Below are 14,095 nucleotides of genomic sequence, written 5' to 3'. Positions count from 1 at the left end.
GAGAGCCTAGGCGGCTGGCTCTTCAGTTTTATGGAATAACTCTCCAGCTTTAAGCTTCTTAGAGTAATCCTTAAGATCATTACTTACTTCTCCAATCATAATATATAGACCTATAATATTAGGGAAGGACATGGCAAGGATCATCATATCTGAGAAATCCAGCACCGCTCCTAAACTAACTGAGGCTCCAACTACTACAAAGATTAAGAATAAAACTTTATAGATGATTTCGTTTATTTTACTTTTTCCAAACAGGTAAGTCCAGGCTCTCATTCCATAATAAGACCATGAGATCATCGTGGAAAATGCGAATAAAAATACTGCAGTTGCCAGAACATATGGGAACCATGAAATCACACTTCCAAAAGCACTAGATGTTAATTCTACTCCTCCAACACCTTCTACTTCGTGCATACCTGTAAAGATCAGTACTAATGCCGTTAGCGTACAAACTACTACGGTATCGATAAATGGCTCTAATAGAGCTACAAAACCTTCAGAAGGAGGGTGATTCGTTTTAGCTGCACTATGCGCAATCGCTGCGGAACCTACACCAGCTTCATTGGAGAATGCCGCACGCTGGAATCCAACGATTAGAACACCAATAACTCCACCTTTAAGAGCACTAGGATTAAAAGCTCCATCCCAGATCGCAGTGAATGCAGGACCAATATTTTCAATATTTACACCTATTACCACTAAAGCACCCAGTACATAAACTGCTGCCATAATTGGTACGATCTTACCAGTAACCTTAGCAATACTGCTAATACCTCCAATAATTACAATACCTACCAGTACTGCTACTACGATCCCAAAGATAAATCCGTTTCCTTCCAGCATTGGAAATTCTCCAGCAAGAATAGAGAAAGACTGGTTCGCCTGGAACATGTTTCCACCACCAAAAGATGCACCGATCGCAAGTATCGCGAAAAATGCTGCAAGGAATTTACCAAGACCTCTTTTGTTTCTTTTTTCAAGACCATATCTCAGGTAGTTCATTGGACCACCAAATACACGACCATCGGCATTAATAAATCTGTATTTTACACCTAAAGTACATTCCACGAATTTGGAAGACATCCCAAGAAGTCCTGCAAGGATCATCCACATGGTTGCACCGGCACCTCCTAATGAGATCGCCACTGCCACACCAGCAATATTACCAAGACCTACAGTACCAGAAACGGCTGTAGCCAAAGCCTGGAAGTGAGTTACCTGTCCAGGAGCGTTTGGATCGTCATATTTACCTTTAGCTAACTGTAAAGAGTGTTTAAAACCTCTAATATTGATAAATCCTAACCTGATCGTGAAGAACAATGCTCCCAATACAAGCCAAACCACAATAAATGGAATGTTCTTAGTTTGAGGGTCTCCATTTGGATGTAGAAGCGCCACTGGCTCATCATATATAATGCTACCAAAGTATTGAGCTCCCTGCTCAATAACATGTTGTTTATTTTCAGAGTTATAAATCACTTCCCCTTCCGCTTGAAACTGATCTAAAGTACCATCTGCGTTCGCAAGTACTTCAATGCTCTCACCATTCTTAGTAACAATTGCGATAGGATCTCCTTCGTTCACATGCTCGCCATCTTCGACTAGCCACTCTTCAAGAACAAATTTAGCATCCTCAGAAGCACTCCAGGTTGGAGCTTCAATTCTTTTGATATCAGCATAAATAACAGGATCGTAAACTCCCATAGCTGTGAATGGATCCCAGAAAAGAACGCTTCCCATACTTGCAACAATAGGAGAAAAAGTTCCATTGAAGTGTTCGGTAATAGCTTCTGCCTCTACCTGGTACTCGCCTTCAAATTTGTTTCCTGCAGCATCTGTTACTACTACCGTGTAGGGAACACCTTCTGTAAGACCTGCAGTCTTATTAGATTCCAGGCTGGTTCCCTGGTTGGACCATTTATACTGGTAAGGAGGAGTTCCCCCTGTTACATCCAGTTCAATGAATCCATTATTTATTACGTTGGAGGGGTTTCCTACCTGGGCTTTTACGTCTAGTTCCTGTGCAGATAGTCCTACAATCGAAAATAAAAAGAACATTGAAAGCAAATACTTTCTCATATGGAAATTTGGTTATTAATAATGAAGTTAAATTTTCAGCGCGTGAATATGCTAAAAAATTGGGCTAAAACAAACTTTTGGTAGTTAAATTGTGAATGTCATGTTAAAGAAAACGGAGCATCTATTAAAATTTAAGTCCGATTTTTAAACCGAATAATACTTTTTTAAATGCTCAATTTGATCAGGTCTGCCAATCATAATCAACTTAGAATCACGCTCGATACGTTGGGATGGTTCCGGGTTTACCACATAGGTTCCAGAGGGTGATTTATAGCCGATAACAGAGCAACCAGTTTTATTTCGAATATCGGTTTCAGAAATTGATCTTTCCACTCCATCTGTACAAATTTTGGAAAATGAGACCTGTTCGACATTGATACTGTCCTGCTCTCCAGAAACAGAAAGATTATCCAGAAATTCGACCAGATCCGGTACCACTACGAGTGAAGCCATATGACTTCCCCCAATTCTATCTGGCATAATTACATTATCTGCACCGGCAAGTTTCAATTTTTTATAACTGTTTTCTTCCGTAGCCCTGCTAATGATCTTAAGATCCTTTTTCATTTGTCTGGCTGAAAGAACGATGAACAGATTATCTGCATCTCTGGGAAGAGCACAGATCAAAGTCGATGCTCGCTCCACACCAGCAAGGCTAAGCACCTCATCTTCGGTAGCATTTCCTACAATATAATTGAGCCTGTCATTTTCCAGGCTCTGAAAGACTTCCTCATGATCATCTATGATCACAAAATCCTTTCGGTAGTCCAGTAATTTCTGAACTGCCTGTTTTCCGTTTTGACCGTAACCGCAAACAATGATATGATCATTCAGGGAGTCTATCCTCTTCTTCATTTTATTACGTTTTAGATTACCAATGTTATTTTTATTCAGAATATGTTCTGTGATCGTAGAGAGACCGAAACCAAAGATGAATAGTCCGGAAATAATGAAAAAAGAAGTAAATAGTTTCCCGTAGGCTCCCATAGGCTGGACTTCCCCATATCCTACTGTACTTACGGTAATAATGGTCATATAGAGCGCATCGACCCAAGAATAATCATAAAGAAACCTGAAACCAACGATTCCGGTAACGAACACCATAATAATCAATACTACAGCCAGCCTGATCCTGGAATCTATCAATTGTCTCATAGATCGAAAACAGAAGTTCTTTTAGTGTAGACGAGGTCCTTAAGCTTTAGCCAGAACGCGAGGATCAGGTACACGATAAAGCCTGCACCCATGGTAAAAAAGCTTGCATATATAAAGAACAACCGAACATTCTTTGCGCGAATTCCCATCTTATCTGCCATCCTTGTTGATACGTAGAATCCGTGCTTTTCGAGATAATGTCTCATGTTCGATACCATGCCTGCCATATTACAAATTTAAGCGTATTTAACAGATTTTCTCAATAATGTCACGCCTAATTCACAGTGCAAACATCTCCCTTTACTACAATAATTCTTTTTGAGCTCAAGCGCTGCCTGCGATTCCATTGCATTCCTGACCGTACCAGATCTTAAATTATTGAACATACTCGCTACCGAATTCTTTTCGGGTTTTAGGCTTGCTACTATTTCATAGAGACTGGAAGCTGGTTCTCCGGAACTTATGGAGAATGCAAATTTCAATGGGATTACAAAATTGATCACCAACAGTTCGAAGAAAGAGTTGCTTAATTTTTTTGACCTGGAATTATGTAGTTTATCAAAGTTATAGTGAGTCTTCCAGTAATCTGAAACCTCCATATTAAAGATAGATCTTATCTCATTGAGTTCTTTCGTGGCGATAATGTCTGAAAAAAATGATGGTCGCTGAGCATACAAACCTGCAAGCTGAGCCATCCTTATCGTGGGAAAGTTATCTGGTCGCAACCTGAAAAATTCTGGTTTAGAATTGATCAAAGATATATTGAATTTATGTTTTAGAAACTGAAATTCTGTTAGTAGTTCTTCTGAATACTGATCTGCTCCTTTGATCAAATTAGAATAGCCCATAAATAGTGCTTCAAGGGAAAACTGATTCCCACCTAATTTTGCAACCAGAGAATAGCTCAGATTTTCCGCCATGTTAGAAAAGTATTCTCCATTAATATTTAGACCGAATGCTCTAAAAAGCAGAATCATGCATGCCGTATTCCAATCGTTGTTGGAACGTTGCAGTACTTCGAATATCAAGGCTGACTTTCTTTCAAGTCTTTCGAAATATAGTCTTTCGAACCAGTGATCGATCTCAAAACTGGAAAATTCAGAAAAACTGTCTTCACAATTGATACTATTATGACGACTTTCCAGCAGGTGACGGTATTTTGCGATCATAGAAAAATCGACGATATTCTTCAGTTCAAATACTGGTATAAGGCTACCATTTCTTCGGAAGATATTTTCATCGTGATCCCATACTACATGCAGGATCACATTATCATAGGCAGGATCTGTTTCATGATGATGTAGGTACCAGTCTGATGATTTTAAATGCATTTCAACATTGCCAGCCCACTTGATGCCCGAGATTATTAAATGAGCATTAAAGAAATCGGGGCCAGATAAGTCGTTTTGAGAACCGGTCGAAATGATCTGTAAAGGCTCAGCTTCCGAAGTTCTAAGACATTCGGAATCAAACTTCTGAAACTTCCAGAGATAATAAAGAAAGTCTTCCTTCACTCTCCGAATGTATCAAATTATTCATTTGAAAATGAAGTGCCAAAAAATTAATTAGGCAATTTTTCTGCTACCTGAGAAATGTATTGTTCTACCCAAAGCTGATACTGTAAAGCACTTGGATGCAAACCATCACTTGCTACCAGTTCAGGGTTGCTGGTATCTCTTGAAATTGGGGTGATATTATAGAACACTACTCCGAATTCATCCGCAACTCTTTTAAAAACCTGGTTGAATCTGTCAATTTCAGCACTGATTTTCTCCTGGTTTGAAGATCCAAAAGGTGTATAACCGTAATCTGGAATACTTACGGCGAAGACACCTTTTTCTAGGGTTTTAGAATGATTGATCGCACGCCTGAAGATCTGGCGTAATTCTTCCTCGTATTCTGTAATAAGTTTTCCCTGATACTGGTTGTTAACCCCAATCAGAATAGAAACCAGGTCAAAATCGCGTTGCACTTCCAGGTTCTGGTCCATTCCCCGCAAGAGATCTGAAGTCGTCCATCCTGTTTTTGCAATGATCATAGGCGCCGCCATCTCATAATTTCTATTTCGAAGTTGCTCCGTTAATTGTACCGGCCATCTTTCAGTTTCCCGAACGCTCTCCCCTATTGTATAAGAATCGCCGAGTGCCAGGTAGGTATATTTTGGATTTTCTGGAGTTTCGTTGCTCGTAGTATCCATGGTTGCATTGCAGGATACCATTAATATTGCTAGGAGTAAAAAGTATAGATTTTTCATAAGTTCAATTTCAGCAATGAAAATACTTTATATAAATTTATTCTGAAATAGAATTCAGTATAATTCTGAAGACTTAGGATTTTCATAAAGCTTCATTAATTGGAATGGATGGATGACCAGATTTTTTATCTTAGAATTCAATTTAAAGATGAATAGAATTTCAGTAGACGAGTTCCTTCAATGGAACTAATCGAGAAAGCGCAGTACAACATGGAGAAAAATCCGAAGAAAACTAAACTTAAATCCAGTCGAAGACCCGGAGAATATAAACGGAAGTCAGCACCCGAACCTGCAGAAGAGCACAAAAACCCTATAGTACGTTTCCTCGCCAAGACCGGATACACCGTCTGGCTCATTGTACTTGGAATAGGCATTGTAATTGCCTTTGTAGTATCTGTTGCGCTCCTATGAGATTATTGAATATCACCTTTATTCTATTCGTACTGATCTTTATACTTTTTGAGGCTCTAAAATTTACTGGAGCGAACTTTCCAGAATGGACCACATCCTACCTCAACGATTTTTTATGCATGCCTATCATTTTGACCATATGTCTCAAAATGGCACATTACCTCACAAAGGATAGATCGATCAAAATAAGTATTGCCCAGGCGCTAGCGCTTACGTGTTTTTATGCTATATATTTTGAATTGATACTTCCGCAGTTCGTTGAAAGATATACTGCAGATCTCTTTGATGTTATACTATATTTTTCAGGAGCTATTCTATTTCTCATTTTACAAGCATCTGGTGATATAAAACAAAAAACTCTTCCGTAGAAGGAAGAGTTTTCATTATAGATCTTGCAGAAAAAACCTTATCAGGCGTCTCTGAATTTAGGATTGATGAACAATTCTCCGTTCTTGAGTCGCTCCCAGTAGTTTTCCATATCTGCTCTGACTTCCGCAGACATAATATATAATCCAATGATATTTGGAAATGACATCGCGAGAATCATCATATCTGAGAAGCTTAATACTGCTCCAAGACTAACTGATGCTCCTACAACTACAAATATCAGGAATAAGACTTTGTAAATAATTTCTGATTTCTTGCTTTGCCCGAATAGATAGGTCCAGGAACGCATCCCGTAATATGACCAGGAAACCATCGTGGAAAAAGCAAATAAGAAAACCGCAAGTGCCAGTACTGCCGGGAACCAGGATATAACGCTTCCGAAAGCGTCTGAAGTGAGTTCAACCCCTTTCATTCCACCGCCTACTTCATGCATTCCTGTAAAGATAAGTACCAATGCCGTCATAGTACACACGACCATGGTGTCGATAAAAGGCTCTACTAAAGAAGTAAACCCATCGGCAATAGGATTATTGGTTTTAGTAGCACTATGCGCGATAGCGGCTGAACCAACCCCGGCCTCACTGGAAAATGCTGCTCTTTGCAGACCAATAATTAGTACTCCGATAAAACCACCCTTTAAAGCATCTGCGGAAAAAGCTCCGTTATAAATTGCTGAAAATGCAGCACCAATATTTTCAATATTCACCCCAATCACAACTGCGCAACCTAGGATATAGATAATCGCCATAACAGGTACTACTTTTCCAGTTACCCGGGCAATGCTGTTGATTCCTCCAAGGATCACCGCTCCAACTAGAATGGCAAATCCAACTCCAAACAAGAATCCCTGCCCTTCCAGAAAAGGTAATTGTTCAGAAACTATTTTAAATGCCTGGTTGGACTGTATCATATTACCACCTCCAAAAGAAGCTCCAACTCCCAATATTGCAAAAAGGCTGGCAAGGAATTTCCCAAGACCTTTCATATTTCTTTTCTCCAGGCCGTAACGCAAATAATTCATAGGCCCACCAAAGATTCTACCATCTTCGTTGATCTCTCTATATTTTACCCCTAATGTACACTCAGTAAACTTTAGTGACATCGCGAAGAATCCGGCACAGAACATCCAGAAAGTTGCTCCGGCCCCACCAAGTGAAATTGCAACCGCAACACCGGCTATATTCCCAAGACCAACGGTTGCTGAAACTGCCGTAGCCATTGCCTGAAAATGTGTAATTCTACCCGGTGCATCCGGATCGTCGTATTTCCCTTTGGCTAACTGAATAGAATGAGAGAAACCACGAATATTTACGAAACCAAGTGTTATAGTAAAGAAGATACTTCCCAGAATAAGCCAGATCACGATAAAAGGAATGGAGTTCGTGATCACATCACCATTGGGATGATGCAGAGGCTGAGGCTCGTCGAACTCAATTTTGGCGATCATATGAGCATTCTGCTCAATCACATCATCCTGGTCATTTGGGTCAAAAATCTCGTTGCCTTCCAGAACCAGGTAGTTCATGGTACCATCAACTTCTGAAAAGATCTCTTTCTCTTCTCCAGATTCACTTTCTATAATAGCAATTTTATCACCTGCAGTTACCTGACCACCATCCTCAACCAGCCATTGCTTTAAACTGAAGGTTTTACTTGTAGTAGCATCCCAGTTCGGGATTGGTATCTCTCTATCGTTGGTATAAACTACCGGGTCGTAGATCCCAACTGCAGCAAAAGGATCCCAGAATAATATTCCGCCTAGAAAATCTACTGCCGGCTGCACCTTACTGTTTACAACTTCAGTGATCGCTTCAGTAGGTATTTCAAACTTTTTGGTAACACTTACTCCGTTGGCATCGGTCACAGTTACCGATTCTTCCTGGCCTTCAGTGATACCCGTGGATTTATTAGATTGAAGGGAAGTGCTTTGCTTTGTCCATTTATAAGTGTAAGGAGCTTTTCCTCCTTGAACATTAACCATGGTGACCCCATCATTGATCTCCCTGGTAGGATTGTTTAGATCTAAAGTTACCTTAAGATCTGATTCTTTCCTTTCATCATCCTGCGCATGTATCGAGAGCGTCAGCATAAAGAATAAACTGGTTAAAAACCATGCATTCTTAGTCATATAAAAAATCAATTAGTTCCTACATTCTATAACTGGTGTTAGTCGATGTAACCCATTTTTCTCATCCAGTCATCATTATACATTTTACCTACATATCGGCTTCCGTGATCATGGAAAAGCACTACCACGACATCATCCTTAGTAAAATGTTCTTTTAGTTGCAACAGCCCTTTTACCGCTGCACCTGCACTATTACCTAAGAAAAATCCTTCTTCCTTGGATAATTTCTGGGTATAAACGGCCGCATCTTTATCTGTTACCTTCGTAAAACCGTCGATCACATCAAAGTCAACGTTCTTAGGTAAAATATCCTCTCCAATTCCTTCAGTCACGTAAGGATAGATCTCCTTCTCATCGAATTCACCTGTTTCGTGATATTTCTTGAATACTGAACCGTAAGTATCTATTCCCCAAACCTTAATATCGGGATTTTTTTCTTTCAAATACTTTCCAACTCCAGAAATAGTTCCACCAGTCCCTACTCCAACAACAAAATGGGTTACTTTCCCATCGGTTTGTTTCCAGATCTCAGGTCCAGTAGATTCGTAATGGGCTTCACGGTTAGCGAGGTTATCATATTGATTTACATACCAGCTATTCGGAGTTTCTTCTGCAAGTCTACGGGAAGTAGAATAATAAGATTGTGGATCATCTGGTTCCACATCTGTAGGACAAACAACAACTTCACTTCCAACTGCGCGAAGAATATCCATTTTTTCCTTACTCTGCTTGTCACTCATCACGCAGATCATTTTATAACCTTTAACGATCGCTGCAAGTGCCAGTCCCATTCCGGTATTTCCTGAAGTTCCTTCAATGATGGTTCCTCCTGACTTTAATAAACCTTTAGCTTCGGCGTCTTCTACCATTCTCACAGCCATTCTATCCTTTACCGAATTCCCGGGATTAAAGGTTTCATACTTTGCCAGTACAAGCGCATCGATATCTTCAACGATCTTGTTCATCTTAACCATTGGAGTATTCCCGATGGTTCCTAATATATTCTCAGCGTAATCCATGCTTTCATTTTTCTTTAACGTCTGCAAATGTAAAAAAACCTTTGGCCTTAAACCAAGCTTTACAACGTCAACTATGAGAGCTGCAATTATTAATCGAATTTGATCGCCTTAACCGGAGAGATTTTGGAGATAATTACCGATGGAATTAGCAGCATAAGCATGCAGAGGATCAATGTACCGGTATTTACGAGTAGAATATAATCCCAGCTTAGATAGATTGGAACTTCGGTTACATAATAAGTTCTTGGATCCAAAGGAATCAATTTAAAATATTTCTGAAGCGCCAGCAGGCCAATTCCAATTAAATTACCCCAGAAAAGTCCCAGCACTATCAGATAAGCAGCGTTATAAAGAAAGATCTTTCGAATACTCCAGTCGGCTGCTCCAAGTCCTTTCAGCATCCCGATCATTTGGGTTCTTTCCAGGATCAAAACCAATAATGCGGTTATCATGTTGATCCCTGAAACAAGAATCATAATACCAAGAATAAGAGCCATATTAAAATCGAAAAGGGACAACCATTCGAAAATGGAGTAGTATTTCTGACTTATCGTTTGGGTATCCAGAAAGGATCCTGTATTCTCATAAACTTCGTTGCCCTTGGTGTCAAGTTCATCAAAATCTTCTACGAAAACTTCAAAATTACCGATCTCATTTTCTTCCCAACGGTTTATTCTCTGGATATGCCTGATATCTGTAAGCATATAAAGCTCATCAAACTCCTGAAAACCGGATTCGTAAACACCTACAATTTCAAAACTACGCTGTAGAGGCAGATCACTATCATCACGCATAAAATACGTAGCCACACGGTCACCATTCTTCAGCTTAAGCCTGTTGGCGAGATATTCAGAGATTAAAATTTCGTTATTAAGGTTTTCAGAATAGTTGGGTAATCTGCCCTGTGAAAGGAATTCCTCGAAATAATCCCATTTGTAATCGGCTCCTACACCTTTGGCCACGATCCCTTCAAAATCTTCCTCTGTTCGAATAACGCCAAAAGTACTTGCAACTGCCTGCACATGAGCGATGCCGTCTACGCTAGTGAATTCGGGATAAAAATCCTGATCTGTTGAAACTGGAGTTAATGAAACTTTGGAGCTATTGTTATCGTAACTTGAGATACTAATATGACCATTAAAAGCAGCGATCTTATCCCTTATTTTCTCCTGCAAACCAAGGCCGGTCGCAAAAGATACAAGCATCATCACAACCCCTATAGCAATTGCGGTGATCGCTATTTTTATTATAGGAGCAGATATGCTACTTTTATATCCTTTCGCGCTAATAAGGCGCTTTACTATAAAGTACTCGAAATTCAAATTGCTATGATTAAGAGGTTGGTCAAAAGTACATTATTATTCTTTGTTTTTGGAATTCTTTCCTGCGGAAACGCTCATAGTGAAAGCTCTTCGGAAAATTCTGAAGTTGTCTCACAGGAAAAACTTTCAGATTCGGTTCCTTCTGAAGTTTTACCAGCCGCAAACAGGATGGATCTTATACTTCCGAAGATAGCAAACAGAACTATCGGGATTGTGGGAAATCAAACTTCCGTAGTAAAAAGAAAGAATGGAGAATATACTCATCTTGTGGATACTTTATTAAGCCAGAATGTCCAGATAAAAAAGGTTTTCGCACCCGAACATGGTTTTCGCGGAACTGCAGATGCTGGCGAGACCGTTAAAAGCGGCAAGGATCCAATTAGTGGCCTTCCGGTTATTTCTCTCTACGGAAACCATAAAAAACCAACTGCTGAAGACCTGAAAGGCATAGAATTACTAATCTTCGATATTCAGGATGTTGGAGCCAGGTTCTATACGTACATCTCAACCATGCATTATGTCATGGAAGCCTGTGCAGAACAAGGAATTCCGGTTCTAATTCTGGACAGACCAAATCCTAACGGACATTATATTGACGGTCCAATTCTCGAAAAACAACATCAGAGCTTTGTGGGAATGCATCCCGTACCGGTAGTGCACGGAATGACTATTGCTGAATATGCAAAAATGATCAACGGAGAAAAATGGCTGGACAACGGAATTCAGTGTGATCTGGAAACAATTGCTATGCAGAATTACCAGCATTCGATGAGCTACAATCTACCTGTAAAGCCTTCACCAAATCTTCCCAACGCTACTTCGATCAATCTTTACCCAAGTCTGTGCTTTTTTGAAGGAACGAATGTGAATGCAGGCCGCGGTACGAAGCTTCAATTCCAGGTTTTTGGTTCTCCTTTTCTGGACGAGAAGTATTTCGATTACACTTATACACCAAAGTCCATGGGCGGTGCTAAATATCCAAAGCATGAGAATAAGGAATGTTTCGGGCGCAATTTAAGCACTGCGGAAACATTGAATTCTATCAACCTGGAATGGTTGATAGAAGCTTATCAAAATACCGAAGATCAGGAACAGTTTTTTAATGACTTCTTTCTGAAACTTGCAGGAACTTCTTCACTGAAGGATCAAATTAAAAAGGGTCTTTCTGCTGAAGAAATCCGGGAATCCTGGAAGCCAGGTCTCGAAGCTTTTCAAAAGACTCGCAAAAAATATTTGATGTATCCTTGAGGGATCAGCTCGTTTCCTGCAGATTTTTAGCCCTGGTTTTATAAACATCTGCATTGTTCAATTTTTCCAATTCTTCAGTCCACTTATTAATCTGTGCCTCTTCAGCATTTTCCATGGCCATGCAGTAATTCAGAAAAGTATATAAGCCCCAATTATACTTACGCAATTCTTCTTCGTCAATTTTCTTCTTTAGAAATCGTTCAACCTTTCTGTAGTTACCCTGATATAGATCAACATTTGTCACAAGTAGATCCAGTTTCTGACTGATCATCTTATAATTGGATTGTTTTTCGTCCAGCAGATCCTGGGCCTCATTAAGATATTCTTCTGTTATATTTAAAATCGGACGTCGAAGATCCTTATCCAGATATAAACTGTAATCCAGGTATTTCTGTGCAAGTCTAAGAGCCGTAGCGTAACTTGGTTTTCTTTTATAATAAGCTGACTCTACCTGCAAAAACGAAGTATTTAGTTTGAATTTCTCCAGAACCCTCATGGTCTCCTGTTTATTGGTATAGCCAAGATTGTTATGGATCACCTTGCCATTGGCATCCATGATCACCACATACGGAATTCCTTTTACCCCATACTCCATGTTCAATTGTCGCTGCGTATCAAAATCAACTCTTAAAGGGATATAGTTTTGCATCACTTCCTGTACCTCCTGATCACTCCAAACATCACGATCCATAGCTTTACATGGACCGCACCAGGTCGCCCAGAAGTCTACCAATATTAATTTGTTACTGGCGATAGCTGCATTTTGCGCTGCTTCGAGATCTGTATACCAGTTATTTGCAAATAGATTAGACCCACACAAAAGCAGGAGAAGGATAAGACTTTTCATCGTTAAGGTTTTCCCAAAAATATAAATTTTTTAGACCTAAGTGTTACGATTTTAATCTTTTTTTCATTTCCTCGACGATATTGTAAGCAGCCGGACAAATGCTGGTATTTTTTATAGTAATAGAAGATATTTTATGAAAGTCCTTGCGGTCTGTATGAGGATATTCCCGGCAGGCTTTCGGGCGCTGATCATAAATACCGCAATAATTATCGTCGCCTAAAAAAGGACATGGCACTTGCTGTAGCACATAATCGTTCTCCTCATCGAGCCTTAGGTAAGTGTCTACAAAATCCCCGGGCTTCATTCGAAAATCTTTACTGATCCTTCCAATATCTTTTTGTGTAAACAAAGGTCCCGTAGTCTTACAGCAATTAGCGCATTGCAAACAGTCGGTTCTGGAGAATTCTTCCTCGTGCAATTCTACCATAATCTTGTCGAGATCCTTTGGAGGACGCTTCTTTAGTCGCGAAAAGAAATTCCTATTTTCCTTCTTCTTATCTTTGGCGCGATTAGGTAAACTTTTAAGCTCTTCATCCATTGGACAAAAATAAGGATATATTCGGCAAAGCCATTGCAGGCTACTATAAAGAAAAAGATGAAACTCCCATCACGGTGCATTCACCAGACTTTGAAAATGATGAAATACCCGTCGCTTATCTGTTTCGGGATTTTGAAGAAATGCCGAAACTCGAACAGGAAGCACTAAAACTTTGCAAAGGCAGTATTCTTGATGTGGGTTGCGGGGCCGGCAGTCATGCGCTTTATCTTCAAAATGAACTCAAACTTGTGGTCAAGGCTATCGATACATCTTCCGGAGCTATAGAAATCGCAAAAGAACGCGGACTCAAAAATGCGGTTGTTCAGGATTTCTATAAGATCTCTTCGGAAAGATTTGACAGCATTCTTATGTTGATGAATGGAACCGGGATCATTGGAAAACTTGATAATATTGACGATTTCCTTCAGCACTGTCATAAGCTGCTCAATGATAACGGACAGTTGATTCTAGATTCTTCAGATCTTATTTATCTCTTCGATGATGAATTTATCGATTCCGAAGAATATTACGGAGAACTCACTTATGAATTAAGTTACAAAGGAGAAACTTCAGATCCTTTTGACTGGTTATATGTGGATAAGGAAATTCTTCAGAAGGCAGCAAACAACAACAATTTTTCCTGTGAGATCGCTCTTGAAGGAGAACATTATGATTACCTGGCGATTCTTAAAAAAGTCTAACTCGTT

13 protein-coding genes are annotated in these 14,095 nt (G+C 39.7%); 3 read left to right on the top strand and 10 right to left on the bottom strand.

The features are described from left to right. Positions 1-6 precede the first annotated feature (6 nt). The 5 genes from ABVM50_RS07860 to ABVM50_RS07840 all read right to left on the bottom strand — a co-directional run bounded on the left by ABVM50_RS07860 (position 7) and on the right by ABVM50_RS07840 (position 5,488). Positions 7-2,079 (bottom strand): amino acid carrier protein, encoded by a 2,073-nt coding sequence (locus tag ABVM50_RS07860; protein WP_405198079.1) that lies wholly within the window; start codon positions 2,077-2,079, stop codon positions 7-9. Positions 2,080-2,223: 144 nt separating this feature from the next. Continuing rightward, entirely contained in the window at positions 2,224-3,234 is a 1,011-nt protein-coding gene (locus tag ABVM50_RS07855; protein WP_405198078.1) for a potassium channel family protein, read from the bottom strand. After that, positions 3,231-3,461 carry a PspC domain-containing protein gene (locus tag ABVM50_RS07850; RefSeq protein WP_295180503.1) on the bottom strand — a complete coding sequence of 77 codons (231 nt, stop codon included), beginning with the start codon at positions 3,459-3,461 and terminating at the stop codon, positions 3,231-3,233. Before ABVM50_RS07850 ends, ABVM50_RS07855 begins: the two co-directional genes overlap by 4 nt. 9 nt (positions 3,462-3,470) lie before the next feature. Continuing rightward, complete coding sequence (locus ABVM50_RS07845; RefSeq protein ID WP_405198077.1) at positions 3,471-4,748, bottom strand: DUF2851 family protein; 1,278 nt, start codon at positions 4,746-4,748, stop codon at positions 3,471-3,473. A 47-nt stretch (positions 4,749-4,795) separates the two neighbouring features. Beyond that, complete coding sequence (locus tag ABVM50_RS07840; protein WP_405198076.1) at positions 4,796-5,488, bottom strand: SGNH/GDSL hydrolase family protein; 693 nt, start codon at positions 5,486-5,488, stop codon at positions 4,796-4,798. Positions 5,489-5,895: 407 nt separating this feature from the next. On the opposite strand from ABVM50_RS07840, the gene ABVM50_RS07835 reads away from it, so the two are divergent. Further along, positions 5,896-6,267, top strand: coding sequence for a hypothetical protein (locus tag ABVM50_RS07835; protein ID WP_405198075.1), 372 nt, complete (start codon positions 5,896-5,898; stop codon positions 6,265-6,267). A 41-nt stretch (positions 6,268-6,308) separates the two neighbouring features. Here the strand turns inward: ABVM50_RS07835 and ABVM50_RS07830 are convergent, their stop codons facing one another. From ABVM50_RS07830 to ABVM50_RS07820, 3 genes are all read right to left on the bottom strand, one after another. Then, positions 6,309-8,414, bottom strand: a complete 2,106-nt coding sequence (locus tag ABVM50_RS07830) for an alanine/glycine:cation symporter family protein (RefSeq protein WP_405200670.1) — start codon at positions 8,412-8,414, stop codon at positions 6,309-6,311. Between the two features lie 38 nt (positions 8,415-8,452). Then, positions 8,453-9,433: a PLP-dependent cysteine synthase family protein gene (locus ABVM50_RS07825; protein ID WP_405200669.1), complete on the bottom strand. Its 981-nt coding sequence runs from the start codon at positions 9,431-9,433 to the stop codon at positions 8,453-8,455. An 89-nt stretch (positions 9,434-9,522) separates the two neighbouring features. Then, the gene (locus ABVM50_RS07820; RefSeq protein ID WP_405200668.1) at positions 9,523-10,755 is read right to left on the bottom strand and encodes an ABC transporter permease; all 1,233 of its coding nucleotides are present in this window, start codon (positions 10,753-10,755) and stop codon (positions 9,523-9,525) included. Between the two features lie 6 nt (positions 10,756-10,761). Between ABVM50_RS07820 and ABVM50_RS07815 the strand changes: the two genes are divergently transcribed. Next, positions 10,762-12,003: an exo-beta-N-acetylmuramidase NamZ domain-containing protein gene (locus ABVM50_RS07815; RefSeq protein ID WP_405200667.1), complete on the top strand. Its 1,242-nt coding sequence runs from the start codon at positions 10,762-10,764 to the stop codon at positions 12,001-12,003. A 4-nt stretch (positions 12,004-12,007) separates the two neighbouring features. Here ABVM50_RS07815 and ABVM50_RS07810 read toward each other — a convergent pair whose 3' ends face one another. Together ABVM50_RS07810 and ABVM50_RS07805 are read right to left on the bottom strand one after the other, a co-directional pair. Beyond that, positions 12,008-12,850 (bottom strand): thioredoxin family protein, encoded by an 843-nt coding sequence (locus tag ABVM50_RS07810; protein WP_405200666.1) that lies wholly within the window; start codon positions 12,848-12,850, stop codon positions 12,008-12,010. Between the two features lie 43 nt (positions 12,851-12,893). Continuing rightward, the gene (locus ABVM50_RS07805) at positions 12,894-13,388 is read right to left on the bottom strand and encodes a YkgJ family cysteine cluster protein (protein WP_405200665.1); all 495 of its coding nucleotides are present in this window, start codon (positions 13,386-13,388) and stop codon (positions 12,894-12,896) included. Here ABVM50_RS07805 and ABVM50_RS07800 point away from each other — a divergent pair. Then, the gene (locus ABVM50_RS07800; RefSeq protein WP_405200664.1) at positions 13,388-14,089 is read left to right on the top strand and encodes a class I SAM-dependent methyltransferase; all 702 of its coding nucleotides are present in this window, start codon (positions 13,388-13,390) and stop codon (positions 14,087-14,089) included. The genes ABVM50_RS07805 and ABVM50_RS07800 overlap by 1 nt on opposite strands. Positions 14,090-14,095: the final 6 nt, after the last annotated feature.

Origin of the sequence: Christiangramia sp. LLG6405-1, from assembly GCF_045055805.1 — a bacterium.
GTDB lineage: Bacteria > Bacteroidota > Bacteroidia > Flavobacteriales > Flavobacteriaceae > Christiangramia.
The sequence above is the reverse complement of the archived record's forward strand: the minus strand, read 5'-3'. Positions and strand labels throughout refer to the sequence as shown.